This window comes from Vibrio sp. H11 (assembly GCF_004804295.1).
Taxonomy (GTDB): Bacteria; Pseudomonadota; Gammaproteobacteria; order Enterobacterales; family Vibrionaceae; genus Vibrio; species Vibrio ostreae.
Genome location: NZ_SSHN01000002.1, coordinates 343,389 through 366,998, shown reverse-complemented (window position 1 = coordinate 366,998; position 23,610 = coordinate 343,389). Strand labels below are relative to the sequence as shown.

23 protein-coding genes are annotated in these 23,610 nt (G+C 51.9%); 2 read left to right on the top strand and 21 right to left on the bottom strand.

Going from position 1 to position 23,610, the window contains the following annotated elements:
• Positions 1-328: 328 nt before the first annotated feature.
• The 12 genes from E6C74_RS04415 to trmJ all read right to left on the bottom strand — a co-directional run bounded on the left by E6C74_RS04415 (position 329) and on the right by trmJ (position 10,401).
• Entirely contained in the window at positions 329-1,450 is a 1,122-nt protein-coding gene (locus E6C74_RS04415; protein WP_136483485.1) for a bifunctional tRNA (adenosine(37)-C2)-methyltransferase TrmG/ribosomal RNA large subunit methyltransferase RlmN, read from the bottom strand.
• Between the two features lie 284 nt (positions 1,451-1,734).
• Entirely contained in the window at positions 1,735-2,166 is a 432-nt protein-coding gene (gene ndk, locus E6C74_RS04410) for a nucleoside-diphosphate kinase (protein WP_136483484.1), read from the bottom strand.
• A 133-nt stretch (positions 2,167-2,299) separates the two neighbouring features.
• A complete protein-coding gene (gene pepB, locus E6C74_RS04405; RefSeq protein ID WP_136483483.1) occupies positions 2,300-3,592 on the bottom strand; it encodes an aminopeptidase PepB in 1,293 nt (430 codons plus the stop codon).
• A gap of 188 nt (positions 3,593-3,780) precedes the next feature.
• Positions 3,781-3,975 carry a Fe-S cluster assembly protein IscX gene (gene iscX, locus E6C74_RS04400; protein WP_136483482.1) on the bottom strand — a complete coding sequence of 65 codons (195 nt, stop codon included), beginning with the start codon at positions 3,973-3,975 and terminating at the stop codon, positions 3,781-3,783.
• 65 nt (positions 3,976-4,040) lie between these two features.
• On the bottom strand, positions 4,041-4,379 hold the full coding sequence (gene fdx / locus E6C74_RS04395) for an ISC system 2Fe-2S type ferredoxin (protein ID WP_136483481.1): 339 nt from the start codon (positions 4,377-4,379) through the stop codon (positions 4,041-4,043).
• A gap of 13 nt (positions 4,380-4,392) precedes the next feature.
• Positions 4,393-6,246 carry a Fe-S protein assembly chaperone HscA gene (hscA, locus tag E6C74_RS04390; RefSeq protein ID WP_136483480.1) on the bottom strand — a complete coding sequence of 618 codons (1,854 nt, stop codon included), beginning with the start codon at positions 6,244-6,246 and terminating at the stop codon, positions 4,393-4,395.
• Positions 6,247-6,267: 21 nt separating this feature from the next.
• The gene (hscB, locus tag E6C74_RS04385) at positions 6,268-6,783 is read right to left on the bottom strand and encodes a co-chaperone HscB (RefSeq protein WP_136483479.1); all 516 of its coding nucleotides are present in this window, start codon (positions 6,781-6,783) and stop codon (positions 6,268-6,270) included.
• Positions 6,784-6,973: 190 nt separating this feature from the next.
• Positions 6,974-7,297: an iron-sulfur cluster assembly protein IscA gene (gene iscA, locus E6C74_RS04380; protein WP_136483478.1), complete on the bottom strand. Its 324-nt coding sequence runs from the start codon at positions 7,295-7,297 to the stop codon at positions 6,974-6,976.
• A 60-nt stretch (positions 7,298-7,357) separates the two neighbouring features.
• Complete coding sequence (gene iscU / locus E6C74_RS04375) at positions 7,358-7,741, bottom strand: Fe-S cluster assembly scaffold IscU (protein WP_136483477.1); 384 nt, start codon at positions 7,739-7,741, stop codon at positions 7,358-7,360.
• Between the two features lie 36 nt (positions 7,742-7,777).
• The gene (locus E6C74_RS04370; protein WP_136483476.1) at positions 7,778-8,992 is read right to left on the bottom strand and encodes an IscS subfamily cysteine desulfurase; all 1,215 of its coding nucleotides are present in this window, start codon (positions 8,990-8,992) and stop codon (positions 7,778-7,780) included.
• Between the two features lie 26 nt (positions 8,993-9,018).
• Entirely contained in the window at positions 9,019-9,540 is a 522-nt protein-coding gene (gene iscR, locus E6C74_RS04365) for a Fe-S cluster assembly transcriptional regulator IscR (protein ID WP_136483475.1), read from the bottom strand.
• 129 nt (positions 9,541-9,669) lie between these two features.
• Positions 9,670-10,401, bottom strand: coding sequence for a tRNA (cytosine(32)/uridine(32)-2'-O)-methyltransferase TrmJ (gene trmJ / locus E6C74_RS04360; RefSeq protein ID WP_136483474.1), 732 nt, complete (start codon positions 10,399-10,401; stop codon positions 9,670-9,672).
• Between the two features lie 180 nt (positions 10,402-10,581).
• On the opposite strand from trmJ, the gene suhB reads away from it, so the two are divergent.
• Positions 10,582-11,385: an inositol-1-monophosphatase gene (gene suhB, locus E6C74_RS04355; RefSeq protein WP_136483473.1), complete on the top strand. Its 804-nt coding sequence runs from the start codon at positions 10,582-10,584 to the stop codon at positions 11,383-11,385.
• A gap of 173 nt (positions 11,386-11,558) precedes the next feature.
• Here suhB and E6C74_RS04350 read toward each other — a convergent pair whose 3' ends face one another.
• The 6 genes from E6C74_RS04350 to queA all read right to left on the bottom strand — a co-directional run bounded on the left by E6C74_RS04350 (position 11,559) and on the right by queA (position 17,805).
• Positions 11,559-12,116 carry an isochorismatase family protein gene (locus E6C74_RS04350; protein ID WP_136483472.1) on the bottom strand — a complete coding sequence of 186 codons (558 nt, stop codon included), beginning with the start codon at positions 12,114-12,116 and terminating at the stop codon, positions 11,559-11,561.
• A 111-nt stretch (positions 12,117-12,227) separates the two neighbouring features.
• Complete coding sequence (gene secF / locus E6C74_RS04345) at positions 12,228-13,175, bottom strand: protein translocase subunit SecF (RefSeq protein ID WP_136483471.1); 948 nt, start codon at positions 13,173-13,175, stop codon at positions 12,228-12,230.
• Positions 13,176-13,189: 14 nt separating this feature from the next.
• Positions 13,190-15,043 (bottom strand): protein translocase subunit SecD, encoded by a 1,854-nt coding sequence (gene secD / locus E6C74_RS04340; RefSeq protein WP_136483470.1) that lies wholly within the window; start codon positions 15,041-15,043, stop codon positions 13,190-13,192.
• A gap of 21 nt (positions 15,044-15,064) precedes the next feature.
• On the bottom strand, positions 15,065-15,397 hold the full coding sequence (gene yajC, locus E6C74_RS04335) for a preprotein translocase subunit YajC (RefSeq protein ID WP_136483469.1): 333 nt from the start codon (positions 15,395-15,397) through the stop codon (positions 15,065-15,067).
• A 105-nt stretch (positions 15,398-15,502) separates the two neighbouring features.
• The gene (gene tgt, locus E6C74_RS04330) at positions 15,503-16,642 is read right to left on the bottom strand and encodes a tRNA guanosine(34) transglycosylase Tgt (protein ID WP_136483468.1); all 1,140 of its coding nucleotides are present in this window, start codon (positions 16,640-16,642) and stop codon (positions 15,503-15,505) included.
• A 110-nt stretch (positions 16,643-16,752) separates the two neighbouring features.
• Complete coding sequence (queA, locus tag E6C74_RS04325; protein ID WP_136483467.1) at positions 16,753-17,805, bottom strand: tRNA preQ1(34) S-adenosylmethionine ribosyltransferase-isomerase QueA; 1,053 nt, start codon at positions 17,803-17,805, stop codon at positions 16,753-16,755.
• Positions 17,806-18,207: 402 nt separating this feature from the next.
• Here queA and E6C74_RS04320 point away from each other — a divergent pair, with 402 nt between their 5' ends.
• Positions 18,208-18,678 (top strand): CBS domain-containing protein, encoded by a 471-nt coding sequence (locus tag E6C74_RS04320; RefSeq protein ID WP_136483466.1) that lies wholly within the window; start codon positions 18,208-18,210, stop codon positions 18,676-18,678.
• 228 nt (positions 18,679-18,906) lie between these two features.
• On the opposite strand, the gene aceA is transcribed toward E6C74_RS04320, so the two are convergent.
• The 3 genes from aceA to E6C74_RS04305 form a co-directional block, all read right to left on the bottom strand.
• Positions 18,907-20,217 (bottom strand): isocitrate lyase, encoded by a 1,311-nt coding sequence (gene aceA, locus E6C74_RS04315; protein ID WP_136483465.1) that lies wholly within the window; start codon positions 20,215-20,217, stop codon positions 18,907-18,909.
• Positions 20,218-20,371: 154 nt separating this feature from the next.
• A complete protein-coding gene (gene aceB, locus E6C74_RS04310; RefSeq protein WP_240798124.1) occupies positions 20,372-22,078 on the bottom strand; it encodes a malate synthase A in 1,707 nt (568 codons plus the stop codon).
• 577 nt (positions 22,079-22,655) lie between these two features.
• Positions 22,656-23,561: a hydrogen peroxide-inducible genes activator gene (locus E6C74_RS04305; protein ID WP_136483463.1), complete on the bottom strand. Its 906-nt coding sequence runs from the start codon at positions 23,559-23,561 to the stop codon at positions 22,656-22,658.
• Positions 23,562-23,610 lie beyond the last annotated feature (49 nt).

Below are 23,610 nucleotides of genomic sequence, written 5' to 3'. Positions count from 1 at the left end.
CCGCAATGTCAATCTCGTGTTTTTGTGCTCAAATCCACTGTCCCGCGCGCTTTTATTATTGATTGTTAGTAGCCGTCAGGTTGTGAGTTTCAACAACAGGAATGTATTGGTGTTATTTTATCAGTCTTTTGTCCAGACTTTGATAATAGAGAATCATTCTAATAGATAATAGGCGGTAAACAACATGCAATTGGGAAAGAAATTACAGACAGCTCAAGGTTTTTCGTTAAATTGACACAGAAAGCCCCGCCCAGCCTGCTGTTGCCCTGCCCTGACACCAAAAACAATAAAGCCAGAGAGAACTCTGGCTTTATTGTAACTATCTGTATTAAAGCGTTTTAACCGGAATGGCATTTTCCGCGCTTTGTTTGAGCTTAGTCCGCTTGGTACGGTCAATCACATCACCGACCAACTGACCACATGCCGCATCGATGTCATCGCCACGGGTTTTACGTACCGTCACAGTGATATCGTATTCCATCAACACTTTCTGGAAACGGTCAATGCGCGAGTTGCTCGGTTTTTTGTACGGCGAACCCGGATACGGGTTAAACGGGATCAGGTTGACCTTGCACGGCGTATCTTTCATCAGCTGTGCCAGCTCATGCGCATGCTCTGTGCCATCGTTGACGTGATCCAGCAGAACATACTCCACTGTCACTTTACCGCGGTTCGCGTTGGACGAGGCAATGTAGCGACGCACAGACGCCAGGAAGTCCTGGATGTCCCAGCGATCATTGATCGGCATGATTTCACTGCGCAGTTTGTCGTTTGGCGCGTGCAGCGAGATAGCCAATGCCACGTCGATGTTGCCGGTCATTTGATCCAAGCCAGACACCACGCCAGAAGTTGATACGGTCACACGGCGCTTCGACAGACCAAAACCCAGATCATCGAGCATAAGTTCCAGCGCCGGGATCAGGTTTTTCATGTTCAGCAGCGGCTCCCCCATACCCATCATCACCACGTTGGTGATAGGACGACGGCCGGTCTCTTTTTCCATGCCAATTTCACGTGCAGCACGCCACACCTGACCGATGATCTCTGATACCCGCAGGTTACGGTTAAAACCTTGCTGCGCCGTTGAGCAGAATTTGCATTCCAGAGCACAACCGACCTGAGACGATACACACAAAGTCGCGCGGTCGTCTTCCGGGATGTACACGGTTTCGACGTCCTGATCGCCAACACACATCGCCCATTTGATCGTGCCGTCACTCGAGTGCTGCGCTTCCGATACATACGGTGCACGAATTTCACAGCGCTCTTTGAGCTGCTCACGCAGTTTCTTGTTCAAGTTGGTCATCTTATCGAAGTCATCACAGCCAAAGTGATAGATCCACTTCATAACCTGCTCAGCGCGGAATGCTTTGTCGCCCAGTTCTTCAACGAAAAATTCGCGCATGCCTTTGCGATCAAAATCGAGCAGATTGACTTTTTCTGTGCTCATGTGGCCTCTCAGAGATGGAACAAGAATTAAGGGCGCGAATTGTACAGCCTTTACGCAGTGACAACAAGAGTTGAAAAACCATGACTTTACTAAGACATTAATAAAACAATGATTAAATTTTAACCAGACAAACTTTGAACTGGCTCACACTGGCTGAAAGCCGTACTGAGCGCACCGCAAAGACAAAAAAAGCCCTCCGCAGAGAGCTTTCAACCGGTCAATTGCAACTGACTTACTAAGGGTCAATCACTGACTTGCTAGGTGTCAATCAATGACAAATTTGCTTATTTACTGCGTGGGCAAATTTCAGATTGCGGAAAGAAAAACTCGATTTCACGCGCTGCCGATTCCGGGCTGTCGCTGCCGTGCACTGAGTTGAGACGCATGCTAATCGCGTAGTCAGCACGCAGTGTGCCACAAGCCGCCTGCTCCGGGTTGGTTTTCCCCATCAGCTCACGGTAACGGGCAATCGCATTTTCGCCTTCCAGTACCTGAACCATGATAGGACCAGACGTCATGAACTCTTTCAATGGCGCGAAGAACTCTTTGCCTTCGTGCTCAGCATAGAAACCGCTTGCCTGTTCATCATTCAACTGCACCATTTTGGCCGCGATAATGCGCAGACCCGCTTTTTCAATGCGGTGGTAAATTTCGCCGATCAGATTACGTTCTACTGCGTCAGGCTTAATAATCGAAAATGTTCTTTCAAGAGCCATAAGATAGATGTCCTTTATTGACTATTTTAGTTATTTACCGCCCTCTCACTCCGCATACCGGTGGCATGCCGGCATTTGGCCCCTGAGAGCGGCCATCAGGGCAACTCAGGCTGCCCTGTGTGACGGGATGGGTTTACTTGGCTTCATCCATCAGGATGCGTGCGACAGTACGGATACCAGTACCGGTTGCGCCTGCGCCCCATTTATCGCTGGCTGACTTGCGGTAAGTCGCCGCGCAATCGACGTGCAGCCATCCCTGCTTGTAGTTATCGACAAAGTACGACAGGAAGGCTGCTGCTGTGCTGGCACCCGGTGAATAATCACCTGAGCTGATGTTCGACAGATCAGCAAAGTTCGATGGCAGCATCTCACGGTGGAAATCGGCCAGTGGCAGTGGCCACAGACCTTCGTGCTCTTCTTTCGCGGCCATCAGCGCGTTGTGCGACAACTGGTCGTCAAAGCTCAGCAACGCGTGGTAATCGTTACCCAGCGCGTTTTTCGCCGCGCCGGTCAGGGTCGCACAATCAATAATCAGCTCTGGTTTCTGCTCTGACGCGTAGATCAGACCATCCGCCAGCACCAGGCGACCTTCAGCATCAGTGTTCATGATCTCAACGGTTTTACCGTTTTTGTAGGTGATCACATCGCCCAGTTTCAGCGCGCGGCCGGAAACCATGTTTTCCGCGCAGCACAGGATCAGTTTAACCCGCTTATTGAAACCACGCAGAATCGCCAGACCGAGCGCGCCGGTTACAGTCGCAGACCCCCCCATATCCGATTTCATCGCAGTCATGAAGTTCGATGGCTTCAGGCTGTAACCACCTGAGTCGAAAGTAATGCCTTTACCGACCAGACACGCGAACACGGGGGCGTTTTCATCACCGGTCGGGTTAAAGTCGAGTTGCAGCATCGCAGAGGTACGCTCTGAGCCGCGACCAACCGCGTAAATACCTTCCCAGCCCTCGGTGAGCAGATCTTTATCTTTCACGATGCGGTAAGAGACCGCATCAGGCGCCAGCGATTTAATGAATTCAGCCGCCATCGTGGCCAGCTGACGCGGTGCCACTTCTTCGGCACTTTTGTTGATGATGTCGCGCGTCCAGTCAGAGGTTTTGATGCGCGCCTGCAGTTCATTTTCTTCTGCAGCGGCCAGAGCGTTCCACTCCAGCGTATTCTTGCGCTTGGCATCACGGTAGCCCTGGTAAAACGCCCAGATAGCTTCCAGAGTCCAGCCTTCACCGTCGAGCAGTAACGCACGCAGTCCCTGACTATCGAGTTTACGTGCGGCACGTTGAATAGCGCCCAGATCATGGGTTTGATCGAGGTGAATGGTTGCACCCTGTTCAGAAAACGAAATAAGCGCCTTCTCTCCCCACTGAGGCTGGGCAGATTCTTGGCTAATAAATACAGACATCTGTGTAGACATGGTTACTCCTTGTCTTTATCGTGGCATTGCTTGGCCACGTCGAATAATGAACGTTCGGATGTTAGCATTTTGTCAGGTAAAAATGTCAAATTGATAAAAAAACGGACCATTTGGCCCGTTTCTTTTGCTCAAAACTGTTAACTTGGCTTTATTTCCAAACTCGTGGTTGCCAGGTTCAAGGCTTAAGCTTAATCGCGCTCATCCATCCAGCACAGGATTACTGCTTCGAGAATCTTTTCATTTGAGTGGTTAGGCTCATCATCAAAATCTTCCAGATCCAGAATCCACTGATGCAAGTCAGTAAAGCGTACTGTCTGCGGATCAATGTCCGGATACAGGTCGCACAGTTCAATCGCGATATCGCGTGAGTCGGTCCATTTCATAGCATCGCTCCTAGGATAAAACGCCCCGCATCCGTGAGGAAGCAGGGCTGATTAAATGAATAGAATTAATGATCTTCGCTGGCGTGGTTGAGCGAGTACTTAGGAATCTCGACCACCAGGTCTTCATCCGCAACCCGAGCCTGACAGCTCAGACGAGATTCCGGCTCCAGACCCCATGCTTTATCCAGCATATCATCTTCCAGCTCGTCACTCTCTTCCAGTGAATCAAAACCTTCACGAACAATACAGTGGCAAGTGGTACACGCACATGATTTCTCACACGCGTGGTCAATACTGATACCGTTTTTTAGTGCCACATCCAGAATGGTTTCTCCTGGTTGCGCTTCTAATACTGCGCCTTCAGGACAAAGGGATTCATGAGGCAAAACAATAATCTTTGGCATGGTTATAATCTCTTTAAATCTCGTCAACAGAATGACCGGCCAGTGCCGCGCGGATGGATTTATCCATACGACGAGAGGCAAACTCCTGACTGGCTTTGTCGGTATCTTTAATTCCCTGCTCAATCGCATCAGCATTATCGCCATTGCGCAGTTCAATCAGGCTTTCAATTGCCTGCAGCAGTGCCTGACGCTCTTGCTCATTGAGCAGGTCATCACCGTCTGCCTGCAGCGCCGAAATCAGACCTTCAATCACGCGGTCTGCTTCAACACGTTGCTCAACCAGAGCACGGGCCTGCATGTCATCTTTGGCATGGGCCATCGAATCTTTCAGCATGTCCGCCACTTCATTATCGCTCAGACCGTAAGACGGTTTGACCTGAATTTCGGAGTGCACGCCAGTACTTTTTTCCATCGCCGTCACCGACAGCAGACCATCGGCATCGACCTGGTAGGTGACGCGAATGTGTGCCGCGCCGGCCGCCATCGGCGGAATGCCTTTCAGCGAGAAACGCGCCAGAGAACGACAATCGTCGACCAGTTCACGTTCACCCTGCACCACGTGCACGCTCATTGCGGTCTGGCCGTCTTTGAAGGTGGTAAATTCCTGCGCGCGGGCGACAGGGATCGTGGTGTTACGCGGAATGATTTTCTCCACCAGGCCGCCCATGGTTTCAATACCGAGCGACAGCGGAATCACATCCAGCAGCAGCATTTCTGAATCCGGCTTGTTACCAGCCAGGATATCGGCCTGAATCGCCGCGCCAATCGCGACCACTTCATCCGGGTTGATGCTGGTCAGCGGGGTACGGCCAAAGAATTCGCCCACCATGTCACGCACATAAGGCGTGCGGGTTGAACCGCCGACCATTACCACTTCCAGCACTTCCTCAGCGCTGACATCCGCATCTTTCAATGCGCGGCGGCAAGACAGCAGGGTCTTTTTCACCAGTGGCTGAATCAGTTCATTCAGAGTCTCGCGGCTCAAGGTACCGCTCCAGCCCAGTACCGATACTTCGGTCTCTGCGCTGTCGGTCAGGGCAATTTTCGCCGCGGTCGCAGCATTCAGCAGACTACGGTAATGTTCTGCGCTCAGCTTACCGGTCTGGCCACTCAGTTGTTGCAGGTGCTCAGCAATCAGGTGGTCAAAGTCATCGCCGCCCAGCGCAGAATCACCGCCAGTCGCCAGCACTTCAAACACCCCTTTCGACAGGCGCAGAATGGAAATATCAAAGGTACCACCACCGAGGTCGTAAACCGCGATCACACCTTCCTGACCCGAGTCCAGGCCGTAGGCAATCGCCGCAGCGGTTGGTTCATTGAGCAGGCGCAGGACATGCAGACCCGCCAGGCTGGCAGCATCTTTGGTGCCGACACGCTGCGCATCATCAAAATACGCCGGGACGGTGATCACCACGCCCGCCAGTTCACCACCCAGGGTGTGCTCGGCGCGCTGGCCTAACGCTTTCAGAATATCAGCAGAAACCTGAATCGGGTTTTTGTCACCGCGTGCGGTTTGCATCACAGGTAAGCCATTGTCACTGGCTTTGAAGTGGTATGGCAGGTTGCGGTAACGCTGCTGGATATCCTGTAATGAACGGCCCAGCAGACGCTTCACCGAAATAATGGTGTTTTGCGGATCTGCCTGCGCTTTATCTCGTGCGTCGTAACCCACAGAAATCTCGTCGCCAGCGTAGTTGACTACGGATGGCAGAATGCTTCTGCCCTGCTGGTCGACCAAGGTAGACGCTGTCCCACTTCGAACCGAAGCAACCAGCGAGTTGGTGGTTCCCAGGTCAATGCCAGCCGCCAGCTTGTGCTGGTGCGGGGCTGAGCTTTGGCCGGGTTCTGCAATCTGAAGTAATGCCATGGATGGGTCCTTTTATTTGAATTAGCCGAGCAGTTTGTCTTCGACTCGTTCTATTTCATTTTTTAATTTGGCAATAAATTTGAGCTTACGAACGGTGTCAGCAGCGACATCCCATTGCATCTTATTCAGCTCCTGTTCTACCTGAGCTAAATGCTGTTTGTACATGCGGCTCACTTTCGCATCGAAATCAAACAGGGCACTTTCCGGGTCCGCGCTGTGTTCAACCGCTTCCAGTTCCTCACGCAGCTCCATCTGTTCCATCAGGAACATCGGATCCTGCAGCGTCTGCTGCTCGCCACGTAACTCTACCCCGTTGAGTGACAACAGGTATTCGGCGCGGTTAATTGGGCTTTTTAACACTTGATGGGCGTCATTAATCTGCGCCGCTTTCTGTACCGCCATCAGACGGTCGCGCTCAGAGGCGGTGGCAAAGTTATCCGGGTGGAAACGTCTTTGCAACTCGCGAAACTGAGAAGAAAGAAGGCTACCATCCAGATCAAACTGAGTTGGTAGCCCAAATAATTCAAAGTAATTCATGTAAAACCGGTCCCTATGGTCGGGCTCTGGCCGTACTCAACGTCCGCCAAAACACCGATATGATGCCCCGGTCAGAACCAGTCAGTAACAGATGATGCGCTCAGGGCTTGGGGGATGCCATCGACATCACACCAGGCCAGTCAACGAACGTCATCATCAGACAATGACTCAACTCACCGGGAGACAACCGTTAAACGTTGAAGCTTTCACCGCAACCACATTCACTTTTCGAATTTGGGTTGTCAAATTCAAAGCCTTCGTTTAACCCTTCTTTCTTGTAATCAAGCTGAGTGCCGTCGAGGTAAACCAGGCTCTTCGCATCGATGATCACTTTCACACCGTGATCTTCGAACACCTCATCTCCCTCGTTGAGTTCGTCAACGAACTCCAACACGTAAGCCATACCAGAGCAGCCCGTCGTTTTTACGCCCAAACGTAATCCAATGCCCTTGCCACGATTGTCAAGGAAGGATCTCACTCGGTTTGCTGCGGTTTCTGTTAGGGTAATGGCCATGTTACAACCTTTGACTGTCAATGAATAAAGGGGGGGAGCAGCACTCTGCTCCCACATAAATTACTGATCGTGTTTTTTCTTGTAATCCGCAACGGCGGCTTTGATCGCGTCTTCTGCCAGAATTGAACAGTGAACTTTCACTGGTGGCAATTCCAGTTCTTCTGCGATTTCAGCGTTCTTGATAGCAGCCGCTTCATCGATAGATTTACCTTTAACCCACTCGGTTACCAGTGAGCTGGACGCGATAGCACTACCGCAACCGTAGGTTTTGAATTTTGCATCTTCGATGATGCCTTCCGGTGATACTTTGATTTGCAGACGCATTACGTCGCCACAAGCCGGAGCACCAACCATGCCGCTGCCGATTGATGGGTCTTCTTTGTCAAATGAACCAACGTTACGTGGGTTCTCGTAGTGATCAATTACTTTTTCGCTGTATGCCATGATAGTTACCTCAAATCCTCTATATCCCTGGAACGATTAGTGGTGAGCCCATTCAACGGTACTCAGGTCCACACCCTCTTTATACATATCCCATAGAGGAGACATGTCGCGTAGTTTGTTGACTGCTACACGAATCAGTTCGACTGCGTAGTCTACTTCTTCTTCCGTCGTAAAACGACCGAATGAGAAACGAATTGAGCTGTGAGCCAGTTCGTCGTTCAGACCCAGCGCACGCAGTACGTACGATGGTTCCAGACTGGCTGATGTACACGCACTGCCTGAAGAGACGGCGATGTCTTTCAGCGCCATCAGCAGTGATTCACCTTCAACAAACGCAAAGCTGATGTTGAGGTTGTGCGGAACACGCTGTTCCAGGTCACCGTTGATGGTCACGGCTTCCATATCTTTCAGGCCATCCAGCATGCGGTTACGCAGTGCCAGAGCGTGATCGTAATCTTTCTGCATGTCTAGCTTAGCGATGTGGAACGCTTCGCCCATACCTACGATCTGGTGAGTAGCCAGAGTACCTGAACGGAAACCACGCTCGTGACCGCCGCCGTGCATTTGCGCTTCGAGACGGATACGCGGCTTACGACGCACGTACAGAGCACCGATACCTTTCGGGCCGTAGATTTTGTGTGCAGACAGAGAAATCAGGTCCGCTTTCACTTCCTGAACATCGATAGGCAGTTTGCCTGCTGACTGGGCTGCGTCAACGTGGAACACGATTTTACGTGCACGGCACAGTTCACCAATCGCGGCGATATCCTGGATAACACCGATTTCGTTGTTCACGTGCATGATAGAAACCAGAACGGTGTCATCACGCATCGCAGCTTCCAGCTTAGCCAGGTCGATCAGACCATTTGACTCAGGCTCAAAGTAAGTCACTTCAAAGCCTTCACGCTCAAGCTGACGAGTGGTATCGAGTACCGCTTTGTGCTCAGTTTTGCAGGTGATGATGTGCTTGCCTTTCTTGCTATAGAAGTGGGCAGCACCTTTAATCGCCAGGTTGTCAGATTCAGTCGCACCAGACGTGAATACGATTTCACGCGGGTCTGCATTCAGAAGATCGGCAATTTGCTCACGTGCGGCATCTACCGCTTCTTCTGCCTGCCAGCCATAACGGTGAGAGCGCGATGCCGGGTTACCGAAGTTACCGTCCATCGTCATGCACTGAACCATCTTTTCAGCAACACGTGGGTCTACAGGTGTTGTTGCTGAATAGTCTAAATAAATAGGCAGTTTCATTTTTTACTCCAATGTAAACATTGCCGCTATGAGCGAACGTTAATACCAACGGGTGCCGCACCGATAGTGACGGTATTTGATTTCTTCTGGGACAACCCTTGGTTAACCGCGAGACCAATATCCTGGCGGTCTGAAATCTCTAAAACTTCGTTATCAATCATCAACTCACCCAGAGTGATGTTGTTGAGGAAGTCGCTGATGCGTGAGCTTAGGTCACGCCACAATGTGTGGGTCAAACAACGGGTTCCACCCTGGCAATCACCTTTGCCGTTACACTTGGTTGCATCCACGGATTCATCAACCGCTGCAATCACAGTACCGATTGAAATCGTGCTGGCATTCGCGCCGAGGCGGTAACCGCCACCAGGTCCGCGTACACTGGCCACCAAGCCTGCTTTACGCAGCTTAGAAAACAGCTGTTCTAAGTAGGAAAGCGAAATACCCTGACGTTCTGAAATGTCCGCCAGTGGCACTGGGTTCTGTTGCGAATGCAGAGCCACATCTAACATGGCTGTTACTGCATATCTTCCTTTAGATGTAAGTCTCATATCACACCGTATCCACATTGTTTCTGTGGTTAGGAGTGTTCCATACCTGACCAATATGGTCAAGTATTTATTTGACTAAATTACTCGGGTATTTACCCCTACCATTGACATGGTCAATAATGTCAGCCGTTACTGATTATCGCGCTGATTTTTCTCAACTGCCGTTAATATACCACGCAATATATTCAGTTCCTGCTCCTCAGGTCGCGCACGGCTAAACAAGCGACGCAACTTGTTCATCACCTGACCCGGTTTGTCCGCAGAGATGAACTGGGTCTCCAGCAACACCTTTTCAAGGTGGCTGTAGAACATTTCCAGCTGGTGATGACGTGGGTATTCCACTTCCGATGCCGGTGCAAACTGCGCCTGCTGCTGGTTAAGATACGCAACGCGGATCTCGTAGCACAGCGTCTGTACTGCCATGGCCAGGTTGAGCGAGCTGTACTCCGGGTTGGCCGGAATCGCGACGTGATAATGGCACTTTTGCAGCTCTTCGTTGGTCAGGCCAGTCCGTTCACGACCAAATACGATCGCAACTTTGTGATGCAGGCCTTCCTGGGCGAATTTTTCGCCACACTCACGCGGGTCGAGCATCGGCCATTCCAGCGTACGCGAGCGCGCACTGGTGCCCACCACCAGGCCGCAGTCATCCACCGCCTGCTCCAGCGTAGTCACAATCTGCGCGTTGAGAGCAATATCACTGGCACCGGCGGCCAGTGCGATGGCCTGAGCATCGACTTCACATTGCGGATCCACCAGTACCATTTGCTTTAGCCCCATGACTTTCATAGCACGAGCTGCGGAACCGATATTGCCAGAATGCGACGTTCCGACTAAAACCACCTTAACATTGTCTAACATTGCGTTATTACACCCCTAAAATTAGCGCGCCCGAATCTTAACATAAACCTGAGTAAAATGGTCAGACCCTTTCCCGCCCCCGACCGTTAAGCGCACAAAAAATAACCACTTCCCTTTTGGTAGAGTTTTGGTATACTGCCGCCCGCTTTTTCGTTCTTTAACATCCGTTGGGAAAACCGTATGCATCCTATGCTAAACATTGCTATTCGCGCAGCGCGAAAAGCAGGCAACCATATTGCCAAATCTCTAGAAAATGCTGAGAAAATCGAATCAACTCAGAAAGGCACGAACGACTTTGTTACTAACGTAGACAAAGAAGCAGAAGCAATCATCATTGCGACTATTCAAAGCTCTTACCCGGAGCACTGCATCGTTGCCGAAGAAGGCGGTCTTATCGAAGGTAAAGATAAAGACGTACAATGGATCATCGACCCACTGGATGGCACCACGAACTTCATGAAAGGTTTACCTCACTTCGCGGTATCTATCGCCGTGCGTTTTAAAGGTAAAACTGAAGTTGCTTGTGTTTATGACCCAATGCAGAACGAACTGTTTACCGCACAACGCGGTTCAGGCGCACAACTGAACAACGCGCGTATCCGCGTCCAACCAGTGAAAGATCTGCAAGGTACTATCCTGGCAACTGGCTTCCCGTTCAAACAGAAACAGCACTCAGAATCGTACCTGAAAATCCTGTCAGCTCTGTTCGTTGAGTGTGCAGACTTCCGTCGTACCGGCTCTGCAGCACTGGATCTTTGTTACCTGGCGGCTAACCGTGTTGACGGTTACTTCGAGCTCGGCCTGAAACCTTGGGACATGGCAGCAGGTGAACTGATCGCCCGTGAAGCTGGCGCAATCCTGACTGACTTTGCCGGCGGTACTGATTACATGAAATCAGGCAACATCGTTGGTTCAAGCCCACGTGGTGTAAAAGCGATTCTTAAGCACATCCGTGAAAACGGCAACAGCGCTATCCTGAAATAAGGCGCTGGTCAGCCCGCGCTGACGGCTGTGAAAACTGGACTACTGTAAAAACTGAATACCGCACGCGGTGGTTCAGGCAAGACAAATAACAAAGCCCCGGCACTGCCGGGGCTTTTTCGTTTCAGGCTAATGCTATCAAATGAATATAACCATTAAGCCTCGCACAATCACTCTCAGCGGTTGAGAACGTTGAGCAGATCCTGCGTTGTGCCCACTTCACCCAACATGGGGAACACCGCGGCAATGCTGTGTGCGTGGTTATCGAGATTAAGGTCGGTCATGGCATCGCTGCACAGAGTGACGTTATAACCGAGCTCAAACGCCTGACGCGCGGTCGATTCAACCCCGATGCTGGTGGCAATACCGATCACCGCCACCTGAGTCACCCCCATAGCCTGCAGCTGCTGATGCAGTTCAGTATTGATCAGCGCGCCCCAATTCTGCTTGGTGATCAGAATCTCATCACTATGCCGTGGCAGTTCATCCACCAGCGTGCTCCAGTTATCCGGCAGCGAACCATGTGACCCCAGGCCGCGGTCCACGCGTCCCGGCGCTGCACCGGCTACATTGACCAATACCACAGGTTGCTGATGCTGATGAAAAGCACTGATCAGCTGCGCTGCGTTCTCCAGGACACCCGGAACGGTCTGCTGCGGTGGCAGCGCAACAATGCCGTGTTGTAAATCAATCACGATCAGCGCAGTCTTGTTATCAATTTGAGTGATAGCCATGATCTCTCCTATTCTGGTTATCTATCCGCCGGGCGATTTTTCGCCCCGGCGCGGCCAATTTGCAGGCCTGAAAAGAAAAAAGCCACTGACAAGTCAGTGGCTTTCGTAATGTTATGGCAGCTCGTCCAGGTCAGCGCCCTCTTTTTCCACTTGGGGTGGCATGAGGTGCTCACGGGTTATGCCCAGTTTCAGCGCCAGGGCTGAAGCCACATAAATCGACGAGTAAGTACCGACTGTGATACCCAGCAGCAGTGCAGTCGCAAAACCGTGGATATTGGCACCGCCCTGTACGAACAGCGCAATCACAACAAACAGCGTAGTACCTGAAGTAATCAGAGTACGGCTCAGAGTCTGGGTAATCGAGATATCCATGACTTCAGGTGGCTCGCCTTTACGCAGTTTACGGAAGTTCTCACGAATACGGTCAAACACCACTATGGTATCGTTGAGTGAGTAACCGACCACGGTCAGCAGCGCCGCAACGATAGTCAGGTCCACTTCAATCTGCATCACAGAGAACACGCCCAGGGTAATGATAACGTCGTGTGCCAGTGCCAGTACTGCACCTGCCGCCAGACGCCATTCAAAACGCATCGATACGTAAATCAGGATACAGATCAGCGAGACCAGAATCGCCAGGCCGCCCGCTTCGGTCAGTTCATCCCCCACGTTCGGGCCGACAAACTCGATACGACGCATTTCAACGTTTTCACCCGTGCCCTGCTTGATGGCATCGATGATCTGGTTACCCAGAGTTTCACCGGCAACGTTGTCACGCGGACGCAGACGAACCATCACCTCACGCGCTGAACCGAAGTTCTGCACCGTGGCATCACCAAAGCCTTTCGCTTCAAGTGAAGTACGGATCTGCTCCAGGTTAGCCGGCTGCTCAAAGCCCACTTCAATCAGCGTTCCGCCGGTGAAGTCGAGGCCCCAGTTAAGCCACTTGGTCGACAGAGTGAAGATCGATGCACCGATCATCAGCAGTGAAAACACAAACGTCACTTTCGACCAGCGCATAAAGCCGATCGTATGGTCTGCTTTCATTAATTGAAACATAATACTTCCCGGCCTCAGATCGACAGTTTCTTGATGCGTTTACCGCCGTACGCCAGGTTGACGATACAACGCGTGCCGATGATGGCTGTAAACATGGAGGTCAGAATACCGATTGACAGTGTCACCGCGAAACCTTTGATCGCACCGGTACCCACAGCAAACAGAATGATGGCTGTGATCAACGTGGTGATGTTGGCATCCGCAATGGTACTGAACGCGTTAGCGTAACCTTGGTGAATCGCCTGCTGCGGATTACGTCCGTCGCGCAGCTCTTCACGAATACGTTCAAAGATCAGTACGTTGGCGTCCACGGCCATACCGACGGTCAGAACGATACCGGCAATACCCGGCAGCGTCATGGTTGCACCCGGAATCATCGACATAATACCGATGATCAGCACCAGGTTAGCCGCCAGCGCCATGTTGGCAATCAGACCAAACTTACGGTAGTAAAGCAGCGTAAACAGCATGACCGCGACCATACCCCAGATACAGGCCTGAATACCCATATCGATGTTCTGCTGACCCATTGACGGACCAATAGTCCGTTCTTCAACGATAGAGATAGGCGCGATCAGCGCACCGGCACGCAGCAGCAGCGCCAGGTTATGCGCTTCAGAGACCGAGTCGATACCTGTGATGCGGAAGTTACGGCCCAGGGCAGACTGAATGGTTGCCTGGTTGATGACTTCTTCATGCTTAGTCAGGATAACTTTGCCTTCCGGCGTCTTCTTACCGCTGTCTTTGTACTCGGCAAACACGGTCGCCATAAGCTTACCGATGTTCTTCTTAGAGAACGCCGCCATCTTGCTGCCGCCTTCACTATCGAGTGAAATGTTCACCTGAGGACGGCCGTATTCATCTGCGCTGGAGCTTGCATCCGTGATGCTTGAACCACCCAGAATGACACGTTTTTTCAGCACAACCGGACGACCTGAACGATCGATTTTCACCTCACTGCCCGGTGGTACACGGCCTGCAGCCGCCGCTGACAGATCAACACTGTCATCGACTTCGCGGAATTCCAGCGTCGCCGTAGCACCGAGGATTTCTTTGGCACGTGCCGTGTCCTGAACACCCGGCAGTTCAACCACGATGCGCGTTGCACCCTGACGCTGAACCAGTGGCTCAGCCACACCCAGTTCGTTCACCCGGTTACGTAAAATAGTGATGTTCTGTTCTACGGCGTAATTACGGATTTCCTGCAGACGCGTTTCCGTAAAGGTTGCCGTCAGAGTGTAATCCCCTTCCGCATCAGAAGAGACAAACGTCATATCGCGATGTAAAGGCGTCAGGACACGACGGGCTTCATCGACCTGTTCAGCACTGCGCAGGATAATTTCCACCGAATCGGACTGAGGACGAATCGCGCGATAACGAATTTTCTCTTCGCGCAGCTCGCTACGGAACGCTTCTTCCTGTTGGCCGACCAGCTTTTCCATCGCAGCGTCCATGTCCACTTCCATCAGAAAGTGCACACCACCACGCAGGTCAAGACCCAGCTTCATTGGCGCCGCACCGATAGACTCCAGCCAACCAGGGGTTGCCGGGGCCAGGTTTAACGCTACGATCTTATCACTGCCCAGCGCTTCGCCAATGACGTCGCGGGCACTAATTTGAGTATCGGTGTCTTTAAATCGAACCAGAATAGATCCATTTTCGAGAGCAATGGATTGATGAGAGAGATGCGCTGCATCGAGCGCTTGAGTGACAGCATCCAGCGTTGACATATCTACAGAGGCGCCACGCGCCCCTGTAACTTGAATAGCCGGATCTTCACCGTAGATATTTGGAAGTGCGTATAATGCGGAGATGGCAATAGCAAAGACTACCATCAGGTACTTCCACAATGGATAACGGTTTAACACAGCGAGGATCCTCTAGCTGTTTTATAGAGATTTCAGCGTACCTTTAGGCAGCACTGCAGTAACGAAGTCTTTTTTGATCACAACTTCATTGTTTGCGTTCAGTTCAATCGATACGTAATCGTTGTCTTCCGCGATCTTAGTGATTTTACCCACCAGGCCACCGCTGGTCAGAACTTCATCACCTTTTGACATGGATGCCATCAGGTTCTTATGCTCTTTTACGCGCTTTGATTGTGGGCGGTAGATCATGAAGTAGAAGATCACCGCGAACATGCCAAGCATGATCAGCATTTCAAAACCACCACCTTGTGGGGAACCTTCACCTGCTGCATGTGCTACAGAAATTAAACTCATTGAGAAACGTCCTCTAAGTTATTGTTGTCTAATTGTGGATTTTATTGGGCTGCGCCAGATTAAATTCAAGCTATTCAGCGTATAAATCTAACCTGGCGCACGAAATCACGCTTTTTCTGTCTGCAGTGGTGGCACTTCGCGGTTACGACGGGCGTAAAACTCAGTGACAAACTGCTCAAAGCGATCTTCTTCAATCGCACTGCGAATGCTCTCCATCAGGCGTTGGTAATAACGCAGGTTATGGATAGTATTCAGACGTGCACCCAGGATTTCGTTACAACGATCCAGGTGGTGCAGGTACGATTTTGAATAATTTTTGCAAGTGTAACAGTCACAGTGCGGATCAAGCGGCGATGTATCCGTTTTATGTGATGCATTACGGATCTTAATCACACCGCCAGTCACAAACAGGTGACCGTTGCGCGCGTTACGGGTTGGCATCACGCAGTCAAACATGTCGATGCCGCGGCGCACGCCTTCCACCAGGTCTTCCGGTTTACCCACGCCCATCAGGTAACGTGGCTTATCTTCCGGCAGTTGCGGACAGGTATGCTCCAGTACGCGGTGCATGTCTTCTTTTGGCTCGCCAACGGCCAGGCCGCCGACCGCATAACCGTCAAACCCGATCTCGGTCAGGCCTTTTACCGACACATCACGCAGATCTTCATACACACCGCCCTGCACAATGCCGAACAGTGAGTTGGTGTTTTCCAGTTTATCGAAGTGATCACGTGAACGCTGAGCCCAGCGCAGTGACATTTCCATCGATTTTTTCGCTTCATCGTGGGTCGCCGGGTATGGCGTACACTCGTCGAAAATCATCACGATGTCCGAACCCAGGTCTTTCTGGATTTCCATCGATTTTTCCGCATCCATAAAGATCTTGTCGCCGTTGACCGGGTTACGGAAATGCACCCCTTCTTCGGTGATCTTACGGATGTCACCCAGGCTGAATACCTGGAAGCCGCCTGAGTCAGTCAGGATCGGACCTTGCCAGTTCATGAAATCGTGCAAATCTCCGTGCATTTTCATCACTTCCTGACCCGGGCGCAGCCACAGGTGGAAAGTGTTGCCCAGCAGAATTTCTGCCCCCGTCGCCGCCACTTCTTCCGGTGTCATGCCTTTAACCGTACCGTAAGTGCCCACGGGCATAAATGCCGGAGTTTGTACTGTGCCACGCTCAAAGGTCAGTTGACCACGACGAGCGGTGCCATTAGTTTTTTTCAGTTCGAACTTTAACTTCACAAAGCCTCCAAATGTCAGAGAAACAGTCTGACGGATTTACATCGCCCGGATAAGAGTCCTGACGACGATAGATTAAATAAGGTTTATTGCGTTTTTGCGCTGTGGCTGATTTATGCCGTACGCTTACCAATAAACATCGCATCACCATAACTAAAGAAGCGATACTGCTGCTGCACGGCATGCTGGTAGGCTGCCATGGTGTGCTCGTAACCGGCAAACGCACTCACCAACATGATGAGGGTCGATTCCGGCAAATGGAAATTGGTGATCAGACAATCCACCAGTTGGTATTCATAACCGGGGTAGATAAAGATCTCGGTATCGCCAAAGAACGGCACCAGCTCAGTACCGTTTTTCAGTGCATCCTGCGCCGCACTCTCCAGTGAACGTACTGACGTGGTACCGACAGCAATGATGCGCCCACCACGTGCTTTGGTCGCAGCAATGGCATCCACCACTTCCTGCGGTACTTCCACATATTCGGCGTGCATGTGGTGATCGTTGATATTCTCAACCCGCACCGGCTGGAAGGTACCTGCACCGACGTGCAGCGTAACGTAAGCCAGTTCAACACCTTTAGCCGCAATTTGTTCAAGCAGCGCCTGGTCAAAGTGCAGACCAGCCGTCGGCGCGGCTACCGCACCCGGCTTCTGGTTGTACACCGTCTGGTAGCGCTCTTTATCGGCATCCTCATCCGGACGGTCGATATAAGGCGGCAGCGGCATATGACCAATCTGGTTAAGAATGTCCAGCACCACAGTGTCGGCAGTGAAACGAATCTCAAACAGCGCATCGTGACGCGCTTCCATCACCGCATGAAACTCGTCGTTTTCGCCCAGATACAGTTCAGTGCCTGGTTTGGGCGGTTTCGAGCAACGTACGTGGGCCAGAATCGAGTGCTCATCGAGCATACGCTCCACCAGCACTTCCAGCTTACCGCCGGAGGCTTTGCGGCCAAACATACGCGCCGGAATCACCCGGGTGTTGTTGAAAACTAATAAATCGCCCGGTTGCACACAGTTGAGCACGTCTTTAAAAGTGCCATCAACCAGCTCACCGGAGTTACCATCTAGCTGCAGCAGACGGCTGGCGGTACGTTCCGCCATCGGATAGCGAGCAATCAGCTCGTCCGGTAGTTCAAAATCAAAATCTGAAACTTGCATGACTTTCTGTTGATTCTCTCGGCTTTCGCCATTATCGGATGGGTGCGACGGTTTAATTCGCGGCGCGGCAGTATACCTCAAGATGAGAGATTCATCGACATTTGCGTGTTCGGGTTTGCAGTTTTTGCCTGCGCTGATTGTGCCGGATAGCAACCTGATTTGAAAAGCGCCCGATTGTAATCAAACATGACACTTGCCTTTCCCGTCCGCTGCAACAGATAACAAAAACCGACTGAACTCTCAGATATTTACCGGCAAAAAAACTATAGTTAGGGAAAAGAGATAATCCATGAACACGTTATCTGCCCGGTGCGGCAAGCAGGCGAGCCAGTTGCTGTGGCAGACTTTGCCAGGTGGCGGAGCGCTCAGCGCCTGCGACCGCAACAAGAACAGGAGTCGGTTATGATCAAGGTTGAAGATATGATGACGCGCAACCCGCATACTCTGGAGCGCACCCACACTCTCGCCGATGCCAAAAACATGATGGAAGCGCTCGATATTCGCCATATTCCGGTGGTGGACATCAACCGCCAGTTGCTGGGCATTGTCACTCAGCGCGATATTCTCGCCGCTCAGGAGTCCAGCCTGCATAAAAGTCCGCTTGAGCAGGAAGAGATTCAGCAAACTCCGCTCTATCAGGTGATGCATACCAGCGTGATGAACGTGGCACCGCAGGCCGGGCTGAAAGAGAGCGCCATCTATATGCAAAAGCACAAAGTCGGCTGTCTGCCGGTAGTCGCGAAAGGCGAACTGGTCGGCATCATTACGGACAGCGACTTTGTCACCATTGCGATTAATTTACTGGAACTGAGCGAAGAGGTCGAGCCAGAAGAGCTGGAGCCGGAAACGGACTTCGACGACAGCGAGCTGTAAAGCCGACCCCATCCCATCGATTGGCTTGCAATAGATTGGATTGGCGATCGATTGTGACTGCGGCGCGAGCAAAGCTTGCAACGAAAAGCATCGTCTCAAAACCATACCGCCTGGCGTATAAAGGCTGATGTAAAAAGCTGACGTAAAAAAGAGCGGCCGGGGCCGCTCATTAGATGGATGGGGACAGTAATGGTGATAAAGCAGTGCCCGTCCGGCACTGCTCTCCGGTCAGAACTGATCTTCTTCGGTTGAACCGGTCAGCGCCGTCACCGACGACTGACCGCCCTGAATGGTGTTGGTCATCTTATCGAAGTAACCGGTCCCCACTTCCTGCTGGTGCGCCACAAAGGTGTAGCCTTTTTCTGCCGCCTGGAACTCGCGGCGCTGCACCATTTCCACGTAATGACGCATACCTTCACCCTGAGCATAAGCATGAGCCAGTTCAAACATGTTGAACCACATATTGTGGATGCCGGCCAGAGTGATGAACTGATATTTGTACCCCATGTCTGCCAGCTCCTGCTGGAAGCGGGCGATGGTGTCCGCATCAAGGTTTTTCTCCCAGTTAAACGATGGCGAACAGTTGTAGGCCAGCAATTGATCCGGGTACTGGGCATGAATCGCTTCGGCAAACTTACGCGCTTCTTCCAGATCCGGCTTGGCGGTTTCACACCACACCAGATCGGCATACGGAGCATAAGCCAGACCTCGCGCAATCGCCTGATCGATACCGGCACGTACGCGGTAGAAACCTTCTGCTGTGCGCTCACCGACAATGAAGTCCGCATCATACGGGTCGCAATCCGAGGTAATCAGATCCGCAGCGTTGGCATCGGTACGGGCAATCACCAGCGTGGTCGTGCCCGCCACATCCGCTGCCAGACGCGCCGCAACCAGTTTCTGCACCGCTTCCTGGGTCGGCACCAGAACTTTACCGCCCATGTGACCACATTTTTTCACTGACGCGAGCTGGTCTTCAAAGTGCACCCCGGCCGCACCGGACTCAATCATCGACTTCATCAGCTCATACGCATTGAGCACGCCGCCGAAACCGGCTTCTGCATCGGCGACAATCGGCAGGAAGTAATCAATCCCGCCCTCATCCTGCGGCGACTTGCCGGATGACCACTGGATTTGGTCAGCACGGCGAAAGGCATTATTAATTCGCTTCACCACGCTCGGCACAGAATCAACCGGATAGAGCGACTGGTCCGGATACATAGTGCTGGCGGTGTTGTTGTCTGCTGCGACCTGCCAGCCGGACAGATAAATCGCTTCAATCCCCGCTTTGGCCTGCTGCACTGCCTGACCACCAGTCAGTGCGCCCAGACAGTTCACATAGCCTTTTTTGGCATGGCCGTTGACCAGTGACCACAGTTTGTCAGCACCACGCTGCGCGATGGTGTTGGCCGGCGTCATGGAACCGCGCAGGCTGACCACCTCTTCCGCACTGTAAGTACGTTTGACGTTTTTCCAGCGTGGATTGGTGGCCCAGTCTTTTTCCAAAGCTTCGATTTGTTGGCGGCGAGTCAGTGTCATAATCATTCCCTCTTGTTATACGCTTGTGGCGCATGGTCATCCTTTTCGCTATCAGTACATCCCGGCCTGATATTGATGAGACGTTCACGTTATTGATTGTTGTTAAAATATGTCATCGGCACGACGCGAATGTGCGCCGGGCGGTATCCTGGCATCAATCCAGATAGTCATACCCGGGTATGGTCAGGAAATTACTCAGTTCATCACTGGTGGTCAGGCTTTCCATCAGCTCGGCCGCCTGCTCAAAACGGCCGGCCTGAAAACGTGCCTCGCCGATTTCCGCTCTGACCACCTCAATCTCCTCGGCGAGGTAAGCGCGGAACAGTTGCTTGGTCACGACCTGGCCGTTATCCAGCGCTTTGCCGTGCTGAATCCACTGCCAGATAGAGGCGCGGGAAATCTCAGCGGTGGCGGCATCTTCCATCAGGCCGTAAATCGGTACACAACCGTTGCCGGAGATCCACGCTTCGATGTACTGCAGAGCCACCCGGATGTTGTGGCGCATGCCCTGCTCTGTGCGCGGCCCTTCGCATGGCTCAAGCAGGTCCGCCGCATGAATCGGTGCATCAGCCATCCGGCTGACATCGAGCTGGTTACTGCGCTCACCCAAAACCTCACTGAACACGTCCATCGCGGTATCGGCCAGGCCCGGATGCGCAACCCAGGTGCCGTCATGGCCATTGGTGGCTTCGAGCATTTTGTCAGTGCGAATTTTATCCAGCACCCGCGCATTCTCCTGCGGGTCTTTGGCCGGAATAAACGCCGCCATGCCGCCCATGGCAAACGCGCCGCGCTTGTGACAGGTGTAAACCAGCAAGCGCGAATAAGCGCTCAGGAACGGTTTATCCATGGTGACGACCTGACGGTCCGGCAGGACACGATCCGGATGCTTTTTCAATGTTTTGATGTAGCTGAAAATGTAATCCCAGCGTCCGCAGTTCAGACCGACAATGTGCTCTTTGAGCGCGAACAGGATTTCGTCCATCTGGAATACCGCCGGCAGAGTTTCAATCAGCACGGTCGCCTTAATCGTGCCGGTATCCAGACCGAAATAGGACTCGGTAAAATGGAAGACTTCACTCCACCATTTGGCTTCCTGATGCGCCTGCAGTTTCGGCAGGTAAAAATACGGACCGCTGCCTTTTTTCAGTAACGCCTGATAGTTGTTGTAAAAATAGAGCGCAAAGTCGAACAGCGCGCCCGGGATCACCATGCCGTCAAACTGAACGTGTTTCTCTTTGAGATGCAGGCCGCGCACCCGGCAGATAAGTACCGCCGGATCGCTCTTAAGCTGGTAGCTCTTGTCGTTGTCCGGATTGGTGTAGCTCATGGTGCCATTCACCGCATCACGCAAATTGATCTGGCCGTCGAGTAACTTGTCCCAGGCCGGCGACATCGAATCTTCAAAATCAGCCATAAACACTTTCACGTTGGCATTTAAGGCATTGATGACCATTTTGCGCTCGGTCGGTCCGGTGATTTCGACCCGGCGATCCTGCAGATCGTGCGGAATCCCGAGGATCTTCCAGCTGCCTTCGCGAATATCTTGCGTCTCAGTAAGAAAATCCGGCAGCGCCCCTGCATCAATCTTGCTCTGACGCTGCTCGCGTTCAGCAAGCAGCCCGTCAACCTGCGGCGCAAAGCAGGCACACAAGTCAGCCAGAAACGCCTGGACTGGTTTTGAGAAGATCTGCGCCTGGGTCTGAGTCACATGGCCGGTCACATTGAGCCGGGTCAGATTGTCGCCTGATTGATGCCCGGCGGTATGCTGAGTTGCGGCGCTATCTTGAGTACAGGCAGAGCCTTGTTCTGGCGTTTGAGCAAGCATGAGTCCTTCCTTAGAATCGTTAACAAGCAACATTTGTAAGTTTTGAACTACAAACGCTTCTTGCGCCTCTTGGCAGTGAGTACCTTCCTTTTCCTCAGCCAGCGGTAAACTGCATTAAATGTTGCGCTGCGGCGGCTGAGGTTTAAGTGCTAAAAACTTAATTAAAATCTACTCCAACAAGGAAGTAACGAAAACCCCCTCAAGCCACCAAAGCTGAAATTCGAAGTTTTATTCCGCTGCCGATTTAGGGGTATCTCACTAGGCAAACCCGTAACTAATTACGTAATAAAATTACAGTGAAATTGAGTCTGTTAAAAAGGGTCAAACAGCAGATACAGATGAGGGAAATATCGCCAGAGGTTGCACAGACGGGGTATCAGCAGAGTGACCCGAGCGGGTTTAAAACCGGTGACTAAGGAGTTTGTGTAAAATTTACTTTGTGAAGTTTTACGATTTTATGAAAGGTTCACTCAGAATGTTCTGTAAAATTTTACAATAAAAAAATCACCAACAGAGTTTAATACTAAAAAATGCGCCTATATCAGCGCATTTTCACTAGTATTCGACCACTCTGCGGCGCTGGCTACGCCAATTCTCGACCTGAGAAGACCTAAAGCAGCTCCGAAACCACCTCCGCCAGACGCTCAAAAGTGTGACTCCGCGAAGAACTCGGGCGCCACACCAGACCAATTTCCCGCGATGCCTGCTGGCCGGGCGGGTCGATCACCACCAGATTCTGGTTATCAAGTAAACCGTGTTTGATCGCCATTTGCGGGATAAAGGTCGTCCCCAGACCATTCGCCACCATCTGCACTAAGGTATGCAAACTGGTGGCAGTAAACGGATTGATCTTCTCTTTATCCGTCAGCTTACAGGCCGAAACTGCGTGCTCGGTCAGACAGTGTTCATTCTCGAGCAGAAAAACCGAGTTGTCCGGCAGGTCATCATATTTGATCGGCACCCGAATCGCGTCCGCCTGTTTACGGCTGATCACCATGCGGAACGGATCCTGGCCGACCACGCGACTTTCCATACTGCCGATATCCATCGGCAGTGCCAGCAGCAGCACATCCAGCTCGCCGTTACGCAAGGCTGTGAGCAGATTGGCGGTGGTGTCTTCGCGCAGCAACAGATGCAGCTGCGGATAGTGCACATTGACTTCCTGCACCAGATCGCCGAGCAAAAACGGGGCGATGGTCGGAATGCAGCCGAGTTTGAGTTGCCCTTCCATTAAGTCGCCCTGACACTGTTTACCCAGTTCCATCAGATCCTGGCCACGCGCCAGCAGCTCGCGCCCTTGTTTCACCACCTCTTCACCCGCCTGGGTAAACACCAGCGGGCTTTTTTTATCTTTCTTTTCATACAATGGGCAGCCAATCAGCTCTTCCAGATTCTGAATCCCTTTACTTAGCGTCGACTGACTGACAAAACACCGCTCGGCGGCATCACTGAAATGACGGGTCTCATGGAGCGTCACCAGGTAATGCAGCTGCTTTAAACTGGGCCATTTATTCATCGTAAGTTTAGTCTTTGTTCTGTTTCTGTTTTTTTCGCCGGCAGATTTT

Bases quoted from the DNA above. Each gene is read 5' to 3' on its own strand.
- E6C74_RS04350 (WP_136483472.1), bottom strand. From the start codon at position 12,116: ATGGCTATCACTCAAATTGATAACAAGACTGCGCTGATCGTGATTGAT.
- secF (WP_136483471.1), bottom strand. From the start codon at position 13,175: ATGTTTCAATTAATGAAAGCAGACCATACGATCGGCTTTATGCGCTGG.
- ndk (WP_136483484.1), bottom strand. From the start codon at position 2,166: ATGGCTCTTGAAAGAACATTTTCGATTATTAAGCCTGACGCAGTAGAA.
- suhB (WP_136483473.1), top strand. From the start codon at position 10,582: ATGCATCCTATGCTAAACATTGCTATTCGCGCAGCGCGAAAAGCAGGC.
- E6C74_RS04305 (WP_136483463.1), bottom strand. From the start codon at position 23,561: ATGAATAAATGGCCCAGTTTAAAGCAGCTGCATTACCTGGTGACGCTC.
- aceA (WP_136483465.1), bottom strand. From the start codon at position 20,217: ATGACACTGACTCGCCGCCAACAAATCGAAGCTTTGGAAAAAGACTGG.
- trmJ (WP_136483474.1), bottom strand. From the start codon at position 10,401: ATGTTAGACAATGTTAAGGTGGTTTTAGTCGGAACGTCGCATTCTGGC.
- yajC (WP_136483469.1), bottom strand. From the start codon at position 15,397: ATGAGTTTAATTTCTGTAGCACATGCAGCAGGTGAAGGTTCCCCACAA.
- fdx (WP_136483481.1), bottom strand. From the start codon at position 4,379: ATGCCAAAGATTATTGTTTTGCCTCATGAATCCCTTTGTCCTGAAGGC.
- queA (WP_136483467.1), bottom strand. From the start codon at position 17,805: ATGCAAGTTTCAGATTTTGATTTTGAACTACCGGACGAGCTGATTGCT.
- iscR (WP_136483475.1), bottom strand. From the start codon at position 9,540: ATGAGACTTACATCTAAAGGAAGATATGCAGTAACAGCCATGTTAGAT.
- aceB (WP_240798124.1), bottom strand. From the start codon at position 22,078: ATGTTGCTTGTTAACGATTCTAAGGAAGGACTCATGCTTGCTCAAACG.
- E6C74_RS04415 (WP_136483485.1), bottom strand. From the start codon at position 1,450: ATGAGCACAGAAAAAGTCAATCTGCTCGATTTTGATCGCAAAGGCATG.
- iscA (WP_136483478.1), bottom strand. From the start codon at position 7,297: ATGGCCATTACCCTAACAGAAACCGCAGCAAACCGAGTGAGATCCTTC.
- E6C74_RS04370 (WP_136483476.1), bottom strand. From the start codon at position 8,992: ATGAAACTGCCTATTTATTTAGACTATTCAGCAACAACACCTGTAGAC.
- hscB (WP_136483479.1), bottom strand. From the start codon at position 6,783: ATGAATTACTTTGAATTATTTGGGCTACCAACTCAGTTTGATCTGGAT.
- E6C74_RS04320 (WP_136483466.1), top strand. From the start codon at position 18,208: ATGATCAAGGTTGAAGATATGATGACGCGCAACCCGCATACTCTGGAG.
- pepB (WP_136483483.1), bottom strand. From the start codon at position 3,592: ATGTCTACACAGATGTCTGTATTTATTAGCCAAGAATCTGCCCAGCCT.
- hscA (WP_136483480.1), bottom strand. From the start codon at position 6,246: ATGGCATTACTTCAGATTGCAGAACCCGGCCAAAGCTCAGCCCCGCAC.
- iscU (WP_136483477.1), bottom strand. From the start codon at position 7,741: ATGGCATACAGCGAAAAAGTAATTGATCACTACGAGAACCCACGTAAC.
- iscX (WP_136483482.1), bottom strand. From the start codon at position 3,975: ATGAAATGGACCGACTCACGCGATATCGCGATTGAACTGTGCGACCTG.